The following is an 18,609-nucleotide window of genomic DNA, read 5'->3' on the forward strand; positions in this document are numbered from 1 at the left end:
ACTTGTATATACATCCATATACTACACAAATATTTTTCGGCGTGAAGAGGCTTGCTCGTATTTTTTTAAAAATAATTAATAAGCTTATGAATTAAATTAATTTATTTTTATATTAAGCATAAAAAAAGCACATGTCTTTTCACGAGACATGTGCTTTTAAATAAGCAAATTACTTAAGTTTTAACGCTGAATTAGCTCAATAACATAACAACTTTTTGCCTGAGTTTGAGTAAAATGAACCGATGTTACACCAGTATTTTTTTCAATTTTTAAAGTTTCATGGGTAGCAAGCTGAACGGAATGATCATCCACATTTACTTCTGTCTCAGAACCATGATTGAAAATAAAAATCAGATCTGCCGAGCTAATAAATGTCTGCTCCGCTGCATCATTTAACCACTGAAAACGGACATGAAACTTTGCAGGATCATAAATTAAATTTAAGTCCCGAATTGCCCCATCTACTAGTTCACTTTGGACATGACTCTCACCATGAAAAGCAAGAATTTCACCTTGGTTCAGCTTTTTGGCAGCAAGATCATCGACATGCAAAATCATGCCCTGTCCATCGAGTACGCTAATAATGCGCTGCTTATTTGGAAATAGCGAAAATGGTCCAGAAGTAGTCACATCTGCCATCGAAATGCGCCAATCGAAGTCAGCCTCACCTTGGCTTCGAGCAATTTCTAAAGTAAAACCTGCACCATTTTTCCAAAGCATTTTTGTATATTGATCGGCCCTGATCAATTCAATCATGGATTAAATTTCCCTTCGAGATAATAGCGGCTACCCGGATAGATCAAACGCGCACTTGAAATGAGCTGTTTGTTTGACCATGTACGACGACGAATCAATAAACATGGTTCAGCTTTGTTGATCTTCAACCATTTACACTCTTGAGCAGATGCTAAAACGGCCTCAACAATGTGCTCGCCTTCTGTCACGGGTGCTTTTGCCATGAGGTAAGCATTAGGCGTAATGGTTTTAAAATCTTGTTCTAAGTAATCTGGAATTAGTGCTGCATCAACTAAACGATCTTCGACCTGAACAGGTACATCATTTTCATAATGCACAATAATCGAGTGAAATAATCTTTGCCCTTCGCGAGTCTGCATTAACACGCTTTGCTCTGCATTTGCATTAATTTGTTCTAAGACTAAAACTTCAGCGTGGTGCTTATGGTTTCGTGCAATAATCTCATCGGCGATATTATTAATCTGAAAAAGTGCAGTACGGCCTTGCCCTTCAGCAACGAAAGAACCAACGCCTTGAATGCGAACCAATAAACCCTCAGTCGTTAATTCACGAAGCGCACGGTTTACAGTCATACGGCTACAGCCGAGTTGATTAACCAGTTCACTTTCCGAAGGAATTTTTTTATTTACAGCCCACGAGCCTTCATAAATTTTTTGTGAAATCAGCTGTTTGACGCGTTGATATAGAGGAACTGGACTATCAGCTTCAATCGAAAGCTCAGCATGTTCTTGTTTTGATGTTCTGGGCATAACAAATACTCAAAAAGGCGGCAGGCAAAAAGGTATTTTAGTTGACATGCTATGTATATACAACCACATACAACATGTTAATTTATGAATTAAATAGATTTTAAAAAGTTTAAAAAATAAACATTGCTCAATAAGAGCTAATTTAAAGTTTTATGTAGAGAAATTCAAATATATTAAGCTTTTATCAATATTTATTTAATAGTTATTTCTGCTAAGCCTGTGCTCCATTCAAGGACGTGAAAAGTATAGTCTTTTCTAATTTACGAAATGCTGCTTAAAATTTTTATTTAAAATAACTGATCGATAGTATTCTTCTGCCACACAGTATATTAATAAAACTGGAAGCACATCGAATGCGTAATTATAAAATAGATATTCTTCGAGGAATTTCTATCCTTTTGGTTCTTTTACATCATTTTAATATTCCCTATAAACTTAAAGACACATGGTTAGGTTTTGATTTCTTAGGTGAAGCATTTAGCACAGTCATCGCAAGAAATGGAAATTATGGCGTCACCATGTTTTTTGTGATTTCAGGTTTTTTAATTACCCATCACACTTTAAAAAGAGATAAACAATTCTCCGCAATTAATCTCAAGCATTTTTATATCCGGCGGGCGGCGCGTATTTTACCGTGTCTAGGATTACTCATTTTAGGTGTAAGTGTGCTTGGGTCATTTGACTTAAAACCCTTTATAAACCAAGCCCCCAATGGCATTGAGGTTTCCTATCCACTAACAATTTTTGCAGCTTTAACCTTCTGGATGAATATCCTGATTATTAAATTTGGTTGGGTAAACTATGCTTTAGGCGTGTTGTGGTCGCTCTCTGTAGAAGAAGTTTTTTACTTTGTTTTTCCATTATTGTGCCTGCTCACGCGTAGTAATAAGGTCTTTATTGCGGTACTAATTGGAGTGATTTTGTACGGGCCTTATTTTAGATCTCTCCATTTTGGAGAAGAAAGCGGCGCCTATTTATATCATTATTTTTCGAGTTTTGATGGCATAGCAATTGGTTGTTTAACGGCGATTTTTTCTCATAAATATCAGCCAAATTGGCACTATAAAAAACCTCTTTCGTGGTTAATTATTTTGAGCATGACCGCTCTATATTTATATGCGCCAATTAAAGAAGTGAGTACTTGGGGTATCAGCTTATTTGCTCTTGCCACAGGCTTACTGATTTTGTGTTTTCAGCATCCTTCCGAAACACAAGCGCATAACCTATTTACCAAAGTGATGGTCTGGTTAGGGCAAAGAAGTTATGAAACTTATTTGTTTCATCTGGTTGTGCTGGGTCTTATGAAAGTTGCTTTTATTCCGACTCAAACCGACGCTAGCATCAAAATTATGCTTTTAATTGGCTATCTGGTTTTGACTTTTATCATTAGCGCAGCGATTGAAAAATACTATTCCACACCGCTTAACAGCTATATTCGAAAGGTTTTTATTAAAGACAAATTATAAAAATAAGCCCCTTTAAAATAGGGGCTTTACTTTGTTAAGCAATTAGCAAGGTTTCATCTTCTTGCTTAAAAGGGTTCGACCAGCTCTGCCAAACTTGTGGACCTAAAGCCATTTCTTCATCACTTAATAAACAACGGTTTAAGCGCGTTATTAAGGCTTGCTCATCCATTTGCATACCAATTAAAACCAGCTCCTGACGTGCATCGCCTGTGCGGGCATCCCAATTTTTCTTAATTTCTTCAATACTGGCTAGGTCACTCGGCCAGTCTTCTTCTGCAACGGCGGCCCACCAATAACCTGCCAAGCCATGCCGCGCCATCGCACCCGCTTGTGACCATGAATAAGCCAATGTCGGTTCAGCAGCCAACCAGAAAAAGCCTTTAGAACGAACGACACCCGGCCATTCAGCCTGCACCAAATTATAAAAACGCTCGGGATGGAAAGGTCGGCGCGCGCGGTAAACAAAGCTACTGATTCCATACTCTTCAGTCTCTGGCGTATGCTCGCCGCGTAACTCTTTTAACCAGCCCGGTGCTTGTGCGGCCTCATCAAAATCAAATAGCTGTGTATTTAAAATTTTATCTAAAGCGATCTTTCCAAATTGAGCAATTTCAACTCGTGCACGCGGGTTTAGTGTTTTTAAAATTGCGATGAGCTGGTCTTGCTGCGCTTGGTCAATCAAATCAATTTTATTCAGCACAATCACATCACAAAACTCGATCTGATCGATGAGAAGATCGACTACAGTTCTTTCATCTTGCTCGCCTAATGATTCACCACGTTGTTGCAGTAAGTCAACCGAACTGTAATCTTTAAGAAAGTTAAAAGCATCGACTACCGTGACCATGGTGTCGAGTCGAGCGAATTCATTTAGAGAGTTTCCATCTTCATCTTCAAAGGTAAAGGTTTCTGCCACAGGCAGGGGTTCAGAAATGCCAGTTGACTCAATCACCAATTGGTCAAAACGTCCTTCATCTGCTAAACGTTTAACCTCAACCAATAAATCTTCTCGTAGCGTACAACAGATACAGCCATTACTCATTTCAACCAGCTTTTCATCTGTTCTTGAAAGCTCCGCCCCACCTTCGCGTACTAATGCGGCATCAATATTGACCTCTGACATATCATTGACGATTACGGCAATACGGCGGCCTTCGCGATTATTTAAAATATGGTTGAGTAACGTGGTCTTTCCTGCACCCAAAAAGCCAGATAAAACAGTGACGGGAAGCTTGGCAAATGAGTTGGCGATTGCAGTGCGCATGGCTTGATCTCTTTGAATAATATTTAAACTGATCATGGCTAGCCATTTAAATATGGCCAGATCACAGGCGTAATCTATTTCTAAACCACAATAATGTTATGTTATAACATAACTATTGATCAAGTTTTTATTCCAGTTTTATTTAAGCCCATTCACTTAGTCTTTGAAAAAATTGCTTTTATAGTTACTGACAATTTGAAGTTTTGTAGCGATGGTCAGGTCCCCATGCACGGAATCCTTGGCTATCAATATGAATTTGTCCTGAAGCATAAACACCTAGTCCCATATTAAGCGCTTGACCTTTTGTGGCCCAAAACTGACAAAGTTTGGTTTTAGTTTGCTGAATATTGAACTGGTCTAAGTCGCTGGGCTGTTCTGGCCCAATTCGAAAATCAAGCGCTGCATTAAAGACATGTCGAGAAGCATCTGCACCACCTGCACAGCGGTTTAAAGATAAAGCGCGGTAGACCGAAGTCACTTCAAAATCATTAATTACACCATCATCAACTAACGCTTTTAAAATGCTAAGTGTCGGAACAATATTGGACCAAATCTCGCGTGGCGGCACCGCATAGGGCTCGACTCCACATTTTTGCCAGTCTCGAGCTGAACGTAATAATTCATGGTCTGGCACTAGATCGGCAAGTCCCTTTTGCTTAAGAAATTGCTTGTAAGCTTGCACAGACTGCCTGTAATCGCCTGTAGCTAACCATGCAACATACGCCTCAGGTTGAGGTTTTATTTTGACAACTGGTTTTGTAGGTCGAGGTAAAGACGTTTGAGTTTGTAAAGGAGTTTTTGGCTTGGGTGGCTGAGTACTACATGCTGTGAGAGATAATAAAATTAAACCGAAATAACGCTTCATAAATATGCTCTATCTTCACCAAAAATGGGAAAATTGCTCATCATTAAATTAATGAAATGTTATATTATAACAATAATAAAATCCTTTAATTTCTGTTGCTAAATTTTAAAAATAAAAAAGACGCCTCTCAGACGTCCTTTTTAAATACAACTCAAGAACTTATTAAATATCTGCTTCTAAGGCAGGTACAGACTGCTCAGCTTTTAATTTTCGGCGTTTAAATTGATAAGCCACCATCAAACATAAGATCCAGCCAGGAATCATCATCACCGCAACACGCATATCTGGTGTTAAAGACATCACAATTAAAATGCCCAACATAAACACGATACACAGATAGTTGCTAAACGGATACATAAAGCTTGGGAACTTGGTTTTTTGCCCTTGGCGCATCATAAATTTACGGAATTTTAAATGCGTCCATGAAATTACTACCCAGTTAATCACAATCGCTGCAACCACCAGCATCATGAGTAAACCAAATGCTTTTTCAGGGAAAATATAGTTTAACAGTACACATAAAATAGTGACTGCCGCAGAAAGAATCACAGCATTAGTTGGAATACCGCGTTTATTAATACGTGCAAATACTTTTGGTGCATTCCCTTGTTGTGCAAGGCCCAATAGCATACGGCTACTGCAATAACTTGTACCGTTATAAACCGAAACTGCTGCTGTCAAAATCACAAAGTTCAATAACGTTGCAATGCCTTGGCTATCTAAAGAAGCAAAAACCATCACAAACGGGCTTCCGCCTTGTGCCATTTGATTCCATGGGAATAGCGAGAATAAAACAAAAAGTGTCGCAATATAGAAAATCAAAATACGGTAAATAATTTGATTCACAGCTTTAGGTAAAGTTTTATCAGGGTCACGTGCTTCAGCCGCGGTAATACCGAAAAGCTCAATACCACCAAAAGCAAAAATAATGACCGCCATTGCCATGACTAAGCCTTCAACACCAAACGGAAAGAAACCGCCAATTGCCCAAAGGTTGCTGATACTTGCCTGAGGACCTGCTGTGCCTGTTGCAAGTAAATATGAACCAAAACCAATCATTGCAAGAATCGCCAAGATTTTGACAATAGAAAACCAAAATTCCATTTCGCCAAAAAACTTAACATGTAGCAAATTAATGCCATTAATTAAGACAAAGAAGGTTAAAGCAGATGCCCACGTCGGGATTTGCGGCCACCAATATTGAATGTAAAGACCAATTGCACTGAGTTCTGCCATGCAGACGAGGACATTGAGTACCCAATAGTTCCATCCTGACATGAACCCTGCAAATGGTCCCCAATATTTGTAGGCAAAATGACTAAAAGATCCACTGACTGGTTCTTCAACCACCATTTCGCCAAGCTGACGCATCATTAAAAAAGCAATAAATCCTGCAATGGCATAACCGAGGATGACCGATGGACCTGCTAATTTAATCGATTGTGATATACCAAGAAAAAGCCCTGTGCCAATCGCCCCACCCAATGCAATAAGCTGGATGTGCCGATTACTCAAACCATGTTTCAGGTTTCCTTGCTCTTGTGCTGACATATGATTATTCTCATCCGTGTCACGTAATTTTTTTCCAATAAATTACGTATATCATAAATTGATCAAACTTTCATAGAGATTCATGAAAAAATAATTGCGTGACTTTTCTCATGACCGCGAATGAAAACAGAAAATACAAGAAATGACAATTATTATGAAATGTGTAATTAAATTATGTATTGCGTAATTTTATGAATTCAGTATTATAGAGACATGAAGCAATTGGTTGTGCTCGGTCTATATCAAACTCATAAGACAAAAGATGATCTAAGCAAAGGTTAAAACTTATTGAGTAGCTCAGTCCTAGGCCGAACTTTTATTTGTATAAGACCCGAGATAAAGACAAGGACGCGAAAATGGAACAAAAACTAAACTCTTTTATTGAAGTTTCACCTCAATCAGATTTCACTATTCATAATTTGCCTTACGGTGTTTTTAGCAGAGCTAACGAAAGTGAGCGTCAAGTTGGTGTAGCTATTGGTGATTGGGTGATAGATCTCGCTGCGCTTGAAAAGCACGGTCTTTTAAAACTTTCAGAACAAGACATATATTTTAACCAGCCTACACTGAATAAATTTATCGAGTCTGGCAAAGCCAACTGGTCAAAAGTTCGTAAGACACTACAGTCTCTTCTCTCGGTTGAAAATTTAACACTTCAAGAAAATGAAGTATTGCGTCAGGAAGTTTTGGTTAAGCAAGACAGCGTAACTTTGCATTTACCACTTAAGGTGCCTGGTTATACCGACTTCTATTCTTCTAAAGAGCATGCGACCAATGTTGGCTGTATGTTCCGCGACCCTAAAAATGCTTTACTGCCAAATTGGACTGAATTGCCTGTCGGTTATAACGGCCGTGCTAGCTCTGTTGTAGTCAGTGGCACTCAAGTTGTACGACCATCTGGACAAATTAAACTTCCAAATGAAGAGCGCCCAGTTTTCTCAGCTACGCGTAAACTCGATTTTGAACTTGAAACCGCATTTGTTATTGGTAAACCAACGGAGCTTGGCCAGCCGATCTCGATTGAAAATGCATGGGACCATATTTTTGGAATGGTATTACTCAATGACTGGTCAGCACGCGATATCCAGCAATGGGAATATGTTCCACTTGGACCATTTAACGCAAAAACTTTTGCAAGTTCGATTTCTCCTTGGGTGGTAACACTTGAAGCACTTGAGCCATTTAAAGTGGAAGGTCCAAAACAAGAGCCTAAACCTTTAGCGTATTTACAAGAAAATATCGCAAATAGTTACGACATTAATTTGAGTGTTGAAATTCAAAGCCCGAAATCAGCACAAGCTGATGTGATCTGCAAAACTAATTTCAAATATATGTATTGGTCTATGGCTCAGCAGCTTACTCACCATACCATTGCAGGTTGTAATGTTCAGGTCGGTGACTTGATGGGCTCAGGTACCATTTCAGGTTCTACACCAGATTCGTATGGTAGCTTGCTTGAGCTTACATGGAATACCACCAAGCCTTTAACACTTGCCAATGGTGAAACTCGTGGTTTCTTGCAAGACGGCGATACCCTCATCATGAAAGGTCACTGTGAGAAAAATGGTATTCGCATTGGCTTCGGTGAAGTTCGAAACACGGTTCTTCCTGCATTAAATTTCGATTTTGCAGAAACTTCGGAGCCTGACTATGAAGCTGTATAGTTACTTCCGTAGCTCTGCAGCCTACAGAGTACGGATTGGTCTAAACATTAAAGGTTTAGCTTATGAGACTGTTCCAGTCCATCTGGTAAAAAATGAACAGCAAAGCGAAGACTATTTAAAGTTAAACCGCAGTGCTCTCGTTCCGACTTTAATTGACGGCGATTTAACCTTGTCTCAATCGTTAAGTATTTTGGAATATCTGGATGAGCAATATCCAGAGACCAAATTACTTCCGAGTGATGTGCAAGAGAGAGCCAAAATCCGTGCCTTTGCTCAAGCAATCGCCTGTGATATTCACCCGTTAAACAACTTACGTGTACTGAAATATTTAAAAAATGACTTAAATGTTTCAGATGAGCAGAAAAATTATTGGTATCAGCACTGGATTATTGAAGGCTTTCAAAATCTCGAACAGCAACTTCAAGATTCAAATGGACAATTTTGTTTTGGACAACAAGCAACTATTGCCGATTGCTGCCTGATTCCACAGGTCTACAACGCGAAACGCTTCAAGATTGATTTATCTGCGTTTCCAAAAATTGAATCGATTTATCACCATTGTTTGTCTATCCCAGCCTTCTATAACGCGGCACCAGAACAACAACCAGATTGGGAATAGTAAAAAGGAGTTTCAACATGACATTTGCCATTAAAAAAATACATCACGTTGCATATCGTTGTAAGGATGCGAAAGAGACCGTTGAGTGGTATAAAAAAATGCTCAACATGGACTTCATTTTAGCTTTTGCTGAGGACCATGTACCTTCAACTAAAGCCTTTGACCCATATATGCATTTATTCTTAGATGCCGGCCAAGGTAACGTTTTGGCATTTTTTGAATTGCCAACTCAACCAGAAATGGGGCGCGACGAAAATACGCCTCAATGGGTACAACATATTGCTTTTGAAGTTGAAGACTTAAATGCGCTGATGACTGCCAAGCAACATTTAGAAGAAAATGGCGTGAAAGTTTTGGGCGTAACCAACCACGGTATTTTCCATTCAATTTACTTCTTTGACCCAAATGGCCACCGTTTAGAACTGACTTATAACGATGTGCATGCTGAAGAAAAAATTGCAAAAATTACTGAAGAGATGAAAACTGAAATGCTAGAGGAATGGAGCAAAACCAAACGCGCTCCACACCACACTCATTTCTTACATGAAGAAGAGTTAGGAACCTAATTTTTAAAGAGCGCACAAAAAAATCGGCATTGATTAGAATTGTTTAAATGAACGGTTCTATATCAATGCCGATTTATATTATTTAAAAGCGCTAAATTTTTAGAAAATTGCGCTATAAATGAGAGCATAGTGATTTTAGAAAATTGTTGATTATAAAACATGTCAATTTCGCTAATAGAAAAAGGTGATTTCTATTTTTCACTAGGCTCAGGCATGATGTAAAACGCACCAATTTCAATTTATGTTTTGATCGTCACTGTTTAACAGCTGAAGTAAATTTATTAAGGGTATTTAAATGATTGAAGAAAAAGTATCTGGGGGGGTTCAATCACTTGAAGTCGGTTTATCTGTACTAAACGCCCTTTTGGAACACAATCAACCTATTATTCTCAAAGATCTGTCTAGCAAGCTAGAAATGCATCCTGCCAAGGTTCACCGCTATCTGGTTAGCCTCATTCGCATGGAATATGCAAAACAACTCGATGATGGCCAATATGCTTTAGGTGATCAGGCATGGCGCTTAGGACTCAACTGTGTTCAACATAGTGACACACTACAGCTGGTACAGCATTTAATTTACGACCTACAAAACAAAATTGGTTGCGGCATACAAATCAGTAAATGGTCACCGAAAGGTCCTGTCGTGGTTCAATCGATTGAATCGAACCACCCTATTTCGATTGTCACTAAAGTCGGCTCAATTATGCCTTTAGTCAATTCTGCTGCGGGACGTCTATTTGCTTCTTATCTTCCAGAGCATTTTGTTCGCCCTTTAATGGAAGCAGAATGGCAAAAGCATCAAGAACTTGGTCTGCACATCGCACCACAAAACTGGCAAGCATTTACAGAGCTTAAAGAAACCATTCGCCAGCAACAAATGTCAGCAGCAAAAGGTGATTTACTGACGGGGATTAATGCGGTGGGTTTACCTGTGTTTAACTCAAACCAAAGCATTGAGTTTTGTATTGTCGCACTGGATAGCGAAATGTTTTTACCAGTCGACCCTCACAGTAAAACGATTGAAATCTTAAAAAATGAAGTGAACCTCATCAATCAATATATTAAAAGCCGCTAATCAATAGCCATAAAAAAACCAAGAGATCAAACTCTTGGTTTTTTTAGATCAGGAATAAAGCTCAGCTTATTTATTTAGTTTCTAAAACACCACGGCGAATCTGGTCACGTTCAATCGACTCGAATAATGCCTTGAAGTTACCTTCACCAAAACCATCATCATCTTTACGTTGAATAAATTCAAAGAAGACTGGACCAATCATATTTTCAGAGAAAATTTGCAATAACAATTTCTTCTGACCATCTTTAGTATTACCATCGAGCAAAATACCGCGCTGTTTTAATTCATCAGTCGGCTCACCATGCTCAGGTAAACGATCTTCTAGCATTTCATAATACGTATTTGGCGGCGGAGTCATAAATTTCAGACCAAGGCCTTTTAACTTATCCCAAGTCGAGATTAAGTCATCACAAATAAATGCGATATGCTGAATACCTTCACCATTAAAATCAGCTAAGAATTCTGCAATTTGGCCGTTTCCTTTGTCTGAATCTTCGTTTAAAGGAATACGAATCATGCCGTCTGGCGCTGTTAATGCTTTAGATGTTAAACCTGTATATTCGCCTTTAATATCAAAGTAACGAATTTCTTGGAAGTTGAAGATTTTCTCATAGAAGTTTGCCCAATACTCCATACGGCCTTTGTAGACGTTATGAGTTAAGTGGTCAATCTCGTTTAGGCCTGCACCTACTGGATGTCTTTCGGCATCATTATAGAAAACAAAGTCATTTTCATAAATATCACGGTCAACTAAAAAGATTGGCATGCCACCAATACCTTTAATTGCCGGAATGTTGAGCTCCATTGGCCCAACTTTTGAATACATTGGTTCAGCACCAAGCTCTACTGCTTTTTGGAAAGCTTTTGCTGCATCACGTGTTTTAAAACCCATCGCACAAGCAGATGGACCATGTTCATTAAAGAAGAATGAAGCATAAGATTCTGGCTGATAATTCAGGATAATATTGATATTTCCTTGACGCCATAAGTACGCTTCTTTCGATTTATGCTTGGCTACTTTTGAAAAGCCGATTGTTTCAAAAACTGGATCTAATTCATTTTCTTTTGAAACAAACTCAATAAATGCAAAACCGCATAATTCTAATGGGTTCTCTAAAATATCCATCTAGTTTCCCTCTGGTGATTACCTGTTCCGTTTATCTCTATTGCTGATGAACTCAGCTCCTTTCTCTATAGAATACGTGGTCATTGGGTGAGTATCTGAACCGTCAAAAATGCCTTAACCCAACGCATCCTATGAGAAAAAAACGAGTCGCTAAAACGAAGATATGATGGGCGTAAAGCCTTTAATGATTAATTTCCGTTCCATGTGGTGTTTATTTTCCATACACACTGTCCTTTGTTATCTAAAAGTACGATTGAGATTTTTCAATAAACCCTTAAAAATCGTCTTTTCCTAAAAATCATTTATAGATTTATGGAGACCAACATCCTTGTTGGATCTCCAATGGCCATTTACCTTGAATTAGATGCTACTAAAAACAATTAAATTATGCAATACATAACTTAATTATGAATTGCATAATTTTAGTAATCTTGAATTAAGCTATTTTAAAATTAATGGTCAGTTTTCAAATTTTGTTTATGATTCTTATAGACAGCCACGCCATCCATTTGGTTTAGGAAAACTTATGATCTTAGTGAGCGCATGTTTAATTGGTGAACCTGTTCGATATGATGGTAAATCTTGTCCAAATACCCGACTTAAACAGCTATTAATCAATAAAAAAGCCCAAGCATTATGCCCAGAGTTATTAGGGGGTTTTACTACACCTCGCTTACCCGCAGAAATTGTAGGAGGAACAGGTCAAGATGTACTTGATGGCAAAGCAAAAATTACCGATTCATCTGGTTTAGATGTGACTGATCTATATTTTAAAGGTGCTTATCGCACACTTGAAGTCGCACAACAAATAAAAGCAACTTGTGTGGTATTAAAAGAAAATAGCCCATCTTGTGGTAGTCAAAAAATTTATAACGGTACTTTTCAAGGCGAGAAAATTACGGGAGTTGGAATCACCACAGCGCTTTTGCAGCGCCATGGTTTTGAAGTGATTTCTGAAAATGAAATTGAAGATTGGTTAGCAGAACATCCTCTTTAAGGTTGCGTTGATCTACCCAATCAAAACCCTCTTAATTGTTTTCTAAAACGGAAACATATGGCACTCATTAGACAAGCCACTAAATAACTTATGGCTGCCATCCACCAAAAACCATAAATTCCCATAGCAGAAATCGAGATATTCTGCCAATGCAGTCCTTTATAGGCCATCCACCAACCGCCGCCCAATCCGAAACACAACACCATGACCAAGAAAATCAGCATCGGTAAAATCGACACATCCCAACAGCGCAATAAAGAGGTCAATAACGCCATTAAGCCATCTAGAAAATGAAACATACAGGCAATCAACAACAGTGATGCAGCCAAAATTTTTACGGCCAAATCATCTGAATAGAAGGTAACTATTATGTCCCGCTCTAACCATAAGCATAGGGACAGACCGCCACTCACCGCCATAATCACCCATATACTTTGTCTGGCAATTTTATTTGCTTCTTCCATGTTCCCACTGCCCATAGAGCGTGACACCAAAATGCTATAAGCCGAGGCAATTGATGAAGGGATAATAAACATGAATCCGCTGGTACTTGTGACAATTTGATGGGCTGCGGACACCACACTCCCAAAAGGCAAAATCAAAATAGCAACCGAACAAAATGCAACGACATCCATCAATGCTATGATTGTGGTCGGTATCCCTATTTTTAAAATCATACGCAGACTTTGTCGACTATCTTCAACTGACCGTTCTGGTTGCTCAATAAAGATGTATCCTTTCTCCAGAAAAAATAGGTAATAAACAGCCAACATAATCCACCGTACAATGAGAGTGGCTAACAAGGCCCCCATGGCACCGAGTGGTGGAATTGAAAATAAAGCGACACCATAAATCAAAAGATAGGACAAAATAATTTTAAGAATGAAGAAAATGCTATCTGATAGTAAAACCCTATGCGCATTTTCAGTGACCTGAGACAAAGCTGTAAATAAGCGCATCAGTAAATGCGCAGGTAAAATAAATACCAAAAGCCAAATACAATTTTTAGTAATTGAAACGACATGTTCAGATGCACCAAATAATTTTGGTAAATCACGGAACAAATAAAGCAAGCCAATACTCAGCAACGCTGAACCTAACATCAGCCAAATGCCTTGAATAAAAATTTGACGAATGCGTGGTATGTCATGGCAACCATAAGCTTCCGAGAGCTTGAGGATCACACCTTGCAGCATACCCATCCCAATGACATAAACCACTGTATATAAAGATAAGGTCACCGATAATGCGGCGACATGGTCATTACTAAAATGCCCTACATAAGCAATATCAATCAATCCACTTAAAACTAGAATTAAATTGCTTGAGAGCATGGGAATAAATAATTTAAAAATCTGGTTCATCTAGGAAATACCTTATTTTTCTTTGCGATTTATACTCATATTCACGTTATTTTTAGTGCATCAATCCAAAGCAAAAGACATACCAGCTCTACCTTTAGCTCCCATAAAATATGCTTTAAATAAAAAAGACCAAACTATTCGTTTGGTCTCATTTTCTAATTCATTTTTTCTACAGTTATTCTTGTTTGTGTTTACTTGCCCAATAAGTCGCAAGCGCAGGCCCAGAAATATTATGCCAAAGACTGAAAATCGCGCTTGGTACGGCAGTAATTGGAGATGCAGCAAAATGCACTGCGGCGAGCGCAACACCTAAACCTGAGTTTTGCATTCCGACTTCTACAGCAATAGCTTTACTGTCCGCATAAGGCAATTTAAAGAATCTCGCTGCTGCAAAACCTAATAAATATCCAAGCCCATTATGTAAAATCACCACAGCCAAAATGAGCAAGCCCGATTGAAGAATGGCTGCTTTGCTTCCCCCAATAATGGCTGCCACAATCGCTACAATTGCAATGACCGAAACTAAAGGCATGACTTGAATATAAGATTCGACTTGACGTTTAAGCCATGTTCTTAAAATCAGACCAACCACAATAGGAAGCAGAACCACCTGCAAAATCGAAATAAACATCGAAGCTGCATCAATCTTTAGCCATTGGCTGGCAAGCAAATAGAAAATCGCAGGTGTTAGCACAGGCGCTAAAAGCGTAGATACCGATGTACAGGCCACTGATAAAGCCACATTGCCTTTAGCCATATAGGTAATTACGTTTGAAGCCGTTCCACCTGGACAACATCCAACCAAAATAACCCCAACGGCTATTTCAGGTGGTAAATTAAATAATTTACATAATATAAATGCCAAACCCGGCATCACTACAAACTGCGCTACGACTCCAATGAGTACGGCTTTAGGGCTTTGTAATACCCCTTTAAAATCATCGACAGTCATGGTCATTCCCATGCCGAGCATAATAATCCCCAAAATCCATGGAATGTATGCTTTGAGCCAGACAAAAAATTCAGGCTGCCATAGCGCTAGCGCTGCAAAAACAATCACCCATAGCGCGAATGTTTTTTGAATAAATTGGGTAAAGCGTAGAAATGCAGCCATACTTTCTATCCCTAAAAATTAAAATATGAAAGTTAAAAACTAGAGCAATATATTTAGCGCTCGCTCAACAGATCAGTAGATTGAATACGGACAACACCTTGTTGCTGCATGGTTTGCCATGCATTTTCTAATGAGCCATTCAAGTCAATACCTTTACAAGCATCTTCAACCACTAAAGTTTTAAAACCTTGTTTAACTGCATCTAAAGCAGTCCATGCGACACAAAAATCCGTGGCAATTCCGACCACATAAACCGTAGAAATGCCACGCTCTTTTAAGTATCCCGTTAAACCCGTCATTGTGGCGTGGTCTGCTTCCATAAAAGCCGAATAGCTATCAATATGAGCATGAAAGCCCTTTCGAATAATCAGTTGAGCGGTCGGAATATTTAAATCAGGGTGGAACTCAGCATCTTTGGTACCTTGTACGCAATGCTTAGGCCAAAGCACCTGCTGTCCATAGTCGAGTTCAATCGTTTCAAATGGCTGTTTCCCCGTATGGTTTTGTGCAAAAGAAATATGATTATCCGGATGCCAATCTTGGGTCAGAACGACATTTTCAAAACAACCGGCCAATTGGTTAATGATTGGAATAATTGTATCGGCATCGGCAACTGCTAAGTTTCCACCCGGTGTAAAACCATTTTGTACATCAACTACGATTAAAGCCGCATTTTGGGGTTGTTTATTCATATTCATGTCATCTTCAATCCCAATCGGGAAAATTGCATTCTATCTTGCCATAAAAAAAGCCTATATTAAGTAAGGCCCAGTCGAATCAGGCTGTATTGTTATATTTACGGGTCTCTCAGCTGGCAATAATGAAAACATCCTATCTTTTCCTCAAGTTTACATCGCGATTATCCGTTAGGCGTATTGTTCTTATGCGTCTGATCAGTCATAATTTGCATAATTGTCATTCAACAATCTGTTATTGTTAGAACTGGACAATCAAAATACTGCAACCATCCCACATTTTGTTTTTCTTACCTCAGATTCGGATGGATAAATAGGATATTTTTAAAAATGACTCAGCAAGCACAGACCATTCAAGGCTCAATCGTCGCAATCGTCACACCCATGTTGAAAGACGGCGGTGTAGATTGGAAGGGTCTTGAGAAGCTGGTTGAGTGGCACATAGAACAAGGTACAAACAGTATTGTAGCCGTCGGTACAACCGGCGAAGCCTCAACATTGAGCATGGAAGAGCACACACAGGTTATTAAAGAAATTATTCGTGTAGCCAATAAACGTATTCCAATTATTGCCGGTACTGGTGCAAACTCAACCCGTGAAGCAATCGAATTAACTAAAGCTGCGAAAGATCTTGGCGCAGATGCAGCTTTACTTGTAACGCCATACTATAACAAGCCAACTCAAGAAGGCCTATTCCAACACTATAAAGCGATTGCTGAAGCTGTTGAATTACCGCTTATTCTATATAACGTGCCTGGTCGTACTGGCGTAGACCTTTCAAACGACACAGCTGTACGTTTAGCAGAGATCTCGAATATTGTCGGCATTAAAGATGCGACAGGTGATGTCCCTCGTGGTAAAGCTTTAATTGAGGCGTTAAATGGCAAGATGGCTGTGTACTCAGGTGACGACGAGACAGCATGGGAACTTATGCTTCTTGGCGCTGATGGGAATATCTCGGTTACTGCAAATGTTGCCCCTAAAGCCATGAGCGAAGTATGTGCTGTTGCGATTGCCAAAGATGAGCAACAAGCGAAGGCGCTTAACAATAAGATTGCAAATTTACACAATATTCTATTTTGCGAATCAAACCCAATTCCTGTGAAATGGGCACTACATGAGATGGGACTGATTGATACTGGTATTCGTTTACCACTCACTCCTCTCGCTGAGCAATATCGCGAACCTCTCCGCAATGCCCTAAAAGATGCGGGAATTATTTAATAAGAGCAATTTATGATGCAATTACGTCTTGGTTTAGTCCTTGCAGTTTCAGCCTTAAGTTTAGCTGGTTGTAGTCGCTTCGCAATTAATAATCATTCTTTAGATTATAAAAATGCCAAGCAACTTGCCCCGCTTGAGTACCCTGCCGATGCAACTGTACGACCAGCGACACCTTTGTATCCTGCACCAACTGTAGAACAGCGCGCTATCGATAACGCACCGAAGTTTGAAAACAAGCGTGGCAACCGTTTTGAATTGCCACGCCCTGAACAAACGCAAGGTAACGCTACAGCAGATGCGTCTGCTCAAACGTCGACTGCCCTTGGACGTCCTCAGCTTGTGACTGACGGTAATAAAAACCCGTTGTTAAAAGTTGATGGAAATACAGCCGAGATCTGGCAATACACCAAAGCAACTTTAAGTACTTTAAATTTCAACATCATCGCTCAAGGTAGTAATCAGGCGACGATTAAAGTAAATGACAATACTTATGTGCTTAAACTTACTGGTGTAGGTTCTAGTCATACTCTTGCTCTATTTAATGTAGATAACACTTTTGCAAGTCCAGATGTGGCTGCTGAAGTGTTAAACCAGATTTACCAAAATTGGCCAGCCTAGTCGTTTACTAGGCATTTTTTTTAAAAAGGTTCCCTCATGTTAAAACAAACCTTGCTCTATACTGGTAAAGCAAAATCTGTATATGAAACAGACAATGCCGACCATCTGATTTTAGTCTTTCGTGATGATGCCTCTGCGTTCAACGGCGAAAAAATCGAACAACTAGATCGTAAAGGCAAGGTGAACAACCGTTTTAACGCCTTCATCATGGAAAAACTTGCTGCTGCGGGTATTGAAACGCATTTTGAAAAATTGCTTTCTCCAACTGAAGTGCTTGTTAAAAAACTTCAAATGATTCCAGTTGAATGTGTAATTCGTAACTACGCAGCTGGTTCTCTATGCCGTCGCTTAGGTGTAGAAGAAGGTAAAGAGTTAACTCCTCCTACATTTGAATTGTTCTATAAAGATGACGGTCTAGGCGACCCAATGGTTAACGAATCTCAAGCGATTGCTTTAGGTTGGGCGACTGCTGAACAGTTAGAACAAATGAAAGTTTTAACTTATAAAGTAAACGATGTATTAAAAGCATTGTTTGCTGAAGGCAACATGATTTTGGTGGACTTCAAGCTTGAATTCGGTGTTTTCCATGACCGTATCGTGCTTGGTGATGAGTTCTCTCCAGACGGCTGTCGTTTATGGGATAAAGACTCTAAGAAGAAACTCGACAAAGACCGTTTCCGTCAAGGTTTAGGCGGTGTTGTTGAAGCTTATGAAGAAGTTGCTGCTCGTTTAGGCGTAGATTTATCTGACATCTAATCAGTAAAACTTCAAAAAAACCGGGCTGAAGCCCGGTTTTTTTATATTCAGCGCAATACAACCAAAACAATATAGACAGATTTGTCTATTAAAATAAATTAGCGCTTGCACAATCTTAATTTAAAACACTAAAATCTAAA

18 protein-coding genes are annotated in these 18,609 nt (G+C 39.1%); 9 read left to right on the forward strand and 9 right to left on the reverse strand.

The window, feature by feature from the left end; all coding sequences use genetic code 11:
• Positions 1-180: 180 nt before the first annotated feature.
• Both AWW73_RS17960 and hutC read right to left on the reverse strand, forming a co-directional pair.
• The gene (locus tag AWW73_RS17960) at positions 181-756 is read right to left on the reverse strand and encodes a HutD/Ves family protein (protein WP_062850329.1); all 576 of its coding nucleotides are present in this window, start codon (positions 754-756) and stop codon (positions 181-183) included.
• The gene (gene hutC / locus AWW73_RS17965) at positions 753-1,505 is read right to left on the reverse strand and encodes a histidine utilization repressor (protein ID WP_062850330.1); all 753 of its coding nucleotides are present in this window, start codon (positions 1,503-1,505) and stop codon (positions 753-755) included. The genes AWW73_RS17960 and hutC overlap by 4 nt, the downstream gene beginning before the upstream one ends.
• Positions 1,506-1,858: 353 nt before the next feature.
• Between hutC and AWW73_RS17970 the strand changes: the two genes are divergently transcribed.
• Positions 1,859-2,971 carry an acyltransferase family protein gene (locus AWW73_RS17970; RefSeq protein WP_062850331.1) on the forward strand — a complete coding sequence of 371 codons (1,113 nt, stop codon included), beginning with the start codon at positions 1,859-1,861 and terminating at the stop codon, positions 2,969-2,971.
• A gap of 34 nt (positions 2,972-3,005) precedes the next feature.
• Here AWW73_RS17970 and zigA read toward each other — a convergent pair whose 3' ends face one another.
• The 3 genes from zigA to AWW73_RS17985 all read right to left on the reverse strand — a co-directional run bounded on the left by zigA (position 3,006) and on the right by AWW73_RS17985 (position 6,651).
• Entirely contained in the window at positions 3,006-4,271 is a 1,266-nt protein-coding gene (gene zigA, locus AWW73_RS17975) for a zinc metallochaperone GTPase ZigA (protein ID WP_081409687.1), read from the reverse strand.
• 148 nt (positions 4,272-4,419) lie between these two features.
• Positions 4,420-5,100 carry a D-Ala-D-Ala carboxypeptidase ZrlA gene (gene zrlA / locus AWW73_RS17980; protein ID WP_062850332.1) on the reverse strand — a complete coding sequence of 227 codons (681 nt, stop codon included), beginning with the start codon at positions 5,098-5,100 and terminating at the stop codon, positions 4,420-4,422.
• 162 nt (positions 5,101-5,262) lie between these two features.
• Positions 5,263-6,651, reverse strand: coding sequence for an amino acid permease (locus tag AWW73_RS17985; protein WP_062850333.1), 1,389 nt, complete (start codon positions 6,649-6,651; stop codon positions 5,263-5,265).
• 356 nt (positions 6,652-7,007) lie between these two features.
• Here AWW73_RS17985 and fahA point away from each other — a divergent pair, with 356 nt between their 5' ends.
• The 4 genes from fahA (at position 7,008) to AWW73_RS18005 (ending at position 10,575) form a co-directional block, all read left to right on the forward strand.
• The gene (gene fahA / locus AWW73_RS17990; protein ID WP_062850334.1) at positions 7,008-8,315 is read left to right on the forward strand and encodes a fumarylacetoacetase; all 1,308 of its coding nucleotides are present in this window, start codon (positions 7,008-7,010) and stop codon (positions 8,313-8,315) included.
• Positions 8,302-8,934, forward strand: a complete 633-nt coding sequence (gene maiA / locus AWW73_RS17995; protein WP_062850335.1) for a maleylacetoacetate isomerase — start codon at positions 8,302-8,304, stop codon at positions 8,932-8,934. The genes fahA and maiA overlap by 14 nt, the downstream gene beginning before the upstream one ends.
• 17 nt (positions 8,935-8,951) lie before the next feature.
• Positions 8,952-9,500 (forward strand): VOC family protein, encoded by a 549-nt coding sequence (locus tag AWW73_RS18000; RefSeq protein WP_062850336.1) that lies wholly within the window; start codon positions 8,952-8,954, stop codon positions 9,498-9,500.
• Positions 9,501-9,795: 295 nt separating this feature from the next.
• Entirely contained in the window at positions 9,796-10,575 is a 780-nt protein-coding gene (locus AWW73_RS18005; RefSeq protein ID WP_061874160.1) for an IclR family transcriptional regulator, read from the forward strand.
• A gap of 70 nt (positions 10,576-10,645) precedes the next feature.
• Here the strand turns inward: AWW73_RS18005 and hppD are convergent, their stop codons facing one another.
• Positions 10,646-11,701 carry a 4-hydroxyphenylpyruvate dioxygenase gene (gene hppD, locus AWW73_RS18010; RefSeq protein WP_061874161.1) on the reverse strand — a complete coding sequence of 352 codons (1,056 nt, stop codon included), beginning with the start codon at positions 11,699-11,701 and terminating at the stop codon, positions 10,646-10,648.
• A 526-nt stretch (positions 11,702-12,227) separates the two neighbouring features.
• On the opposite strand from hppD, the gene AWW73_RS18015 reads away from it, so the two are divergent.
• Positions 12,228-12,698: a 2-thiouracil desulfurase family protein gene (locus AWW73_RS18015; RefSeq protein ID WP_062850363.1), complete on the forward strand. Its 471-nt coding sequence runs from the start codon at positions 12,228-12,230 to the stop codon at positions 12,696-12,698.
• Between the two features lie 20 nt (positions 12,699-12,718).
• Here the strand turns inward: AWW73_RS18015 and AWW73_RS18020 are convergent, their stop codons facing one another.
• The 3 genes from AWW73_RS18020 to pncA form a co-directional block, all read right to left on the reverse strand.
• Positions 12,719-14,062, reverse strand: a complete 1,344-nt coding sequence (locus AWW73_RS18020; RefSeq protein WP_062850337.1) for an MATE family efflux transporter — start codon at positions 14,060-14,062, stop codon at positions 12,719-12,721.
• A 175-nt stretch (positions 14,063-14,237) separates the two neighbouring features.
• Positions 14,238-15,176 (reverse strand): bile acid:sodium symporter family protein, encoded by a 939-nt coding sequence (locus tag AWW73_RS18025; protein WP_016143862.1) that lies wholly within the window; start codon positions 15,174-15,176, stop codon positions 14,238-14,240.
• Positions 15,177-15,229: 53 nt separating this feature from the next.
• Positions 15,230-15,874, reverse strand: coding sequence for a bifunctional nicotinamidase/pyrazinamidase (gene pncA / locus AWW73_RS18030; protein WP_062850338.1), 645 nt, complete (start codon positions 15,872-15,874; stop codon positions 15,230-15,232).
• Positions 15,875-16,201: 327 nt separating this feature from the next.
• Between pncA and dapA the strand changes: the two genes are divergently transcribed.
• Genes dapA through purC form a run of 3 tightly spaced genes read left to right on the forward strand, consistent with a single transcriptional unit; the run spans position 16,202 to position 18,469 of the window.
• Entirely contained in the window at positions 16,202-17,095 is an 894-nt protein-coding gene (gene dapA, locus AWW73_RS18035; RefSeq protein ID WP_016143864.1) for a 4-hydroxy-tetrahydrodipicolinate synthase, read from the forward strand.
• Between the two features lie 15 nt (positions 17,096-17,110).
• Positions 17,111-17,713 (forward strand): lipoprotein-34 precursor (NlpB), encoded by a 603-nt coding sequence (locus AWW73_RS18040; RefSeq protein WP_080648743.1) that lies wholly within the window; start codon positions 17,111-17,113, stop codon positions 17,711-17,713.
• Positions 17,714-17,749: 36 nt separating this feature from the next.
• A complete protein-coding gene (purC, locus tag AWW73_RS18045; RefSeq protein ID WP_002119240.1) occupies positions 17,750-18,469 on the forward strand; it encodes a phosphoribosylaminoimidazolesuccinocarboxamide synthase in 720 nt (239 codons plus the stop codon).
• The last annotated feature ends 140 nt before the right edge of the window (positions 18,470-18,609 follow it).

The organism is Acinetobacter lactucae, assembly GCF_001605885.1.
Taxonomy (GTDB): Bacteria; Pseudomonadota; Gammaproteobacteria; order Pseudomonadales; family Moraxellaceae; genus Acinetobacter; species Acinetobacter lactucae.

Bases quoted from the DNA above. Each gene is read 5' to 3' on its own strand.
- AWW73_RS18000 (WP_062850336.1), top strand. From the start codon at position 8,952: ATGACATTTGCCATTAAAAAAATACATCACGTTGCATATCGTTGTAAG.
- dapA (WP_016143864.1), top strand. From the start codon at position 16,202: ATGACTCAGCAAGCACAGACCATTCAAGGCTCAATCGTCGCAATCGTC.
- AWW73_RS18015 (WP_062850363.1), top strand. From the start codon at position 12,228: ATGATCTTAGTGAGCGCATGTTTAATTGGTGAACCTGTTCGATATGAT.
- AWW73_RS18025 (WP_016143862.1), bottom strand. From the start codon at position 15,176: ATGGCTGCATTTCTACGCTTTACCCAATTTATTCAAAAAACATTCGCG.
- zrlA (WP_062850332.1), bottom strand. From the start codon at position 5,100: ATGAAGCGTTATTTCGGTTTAATTTTATTATCTCTCACAGCATGTAGT.
- AWW73_RS17985 (WP_062850333.1), bottom strand. From the start codon at position 6,651: ATGTCAGCACAAGAGCAAGGAAACCTGAAACATGGTTTGAGTAATCGG.
- AWW73_RS18020 (WP_062850337.1), bottom strand. From the start codon at position 14,062: ATGAACCAGATTTTTAAATTATTTATTCCCATGCTCTCAAGCAATTTA.
- AWW73_RS18005 (WP_061874160.1), top strand. From the start codon at position 9,796: ATGATTGAAGAAAAAGTATCTGGGGGGGTTCAATCACTTGAAGTCGGT.
- zigA (WP_081409687.1), bottom strand. From the start codon at position 4,271: ATGATCAGTTTAAATATTATTCAAAGAGATCAAGCCATGCGCACTGCA.
- pncA (WP_062850338.1), bottom strand. From the start codon at position 15,874: ATGAATATGAATAAACAACCCCAAAATGCGGCTTTAATCGTAGTTGAT.
- purC (WP_002119240.1), top strand. From the start codon at position 17,750: ATGTTAAAACAAACCTTGCTCTATACTGGTAAAGCAAAATCTGTATAT.
- fahA (WP_062850334.1), top strand. From the start codon at position 7,008: ATGGAACAAAAACTAAACTCTTTTATTGAAGTTTCACCTCAATCAGAT.
- maiA (WP_062850335.1), top strand. From the start codon at position 8,302: ATGAAGCTGTATAGTTACTTCCGTAGCTCTGCAGCCTACAGAGTACGG.
- AWW73_RS17970 (WP_062850331.1), top strand. From the start codon at position 1,859: ATGCGTAATTATAAAATAGATATTCTTCGAGGAATTTCTATCCTTTTG.
- AWW73_RS18040 (WP_080648743.1), top strand. From the start codon at position 17,111: ATGCAATTACGTCTTGGTTTAGTCCTTGCAGTTTCAGCCTTAAGTTTA.
- hppD (WP_061874161.1), bottom strand. From the start codon at position 11,701: ATGGATATTTTAGAGAACCCATTAGAATTATGCGGTTTTGCATTTATT.
- hutC (WP_062850330.1), bottom strand. From the start codon at position 1,505: ATGCCCAGAACATCAAAACAAGAACATGCTGAGCTTTCGATTGAAGCT.
- AWW73_RS17960 (WP_062850329.1), bottom strand. From the start codon at position 756: ATGATTGAATTGATCAGGGCCGATCAATATACAAAAATGCTTTGGAAA.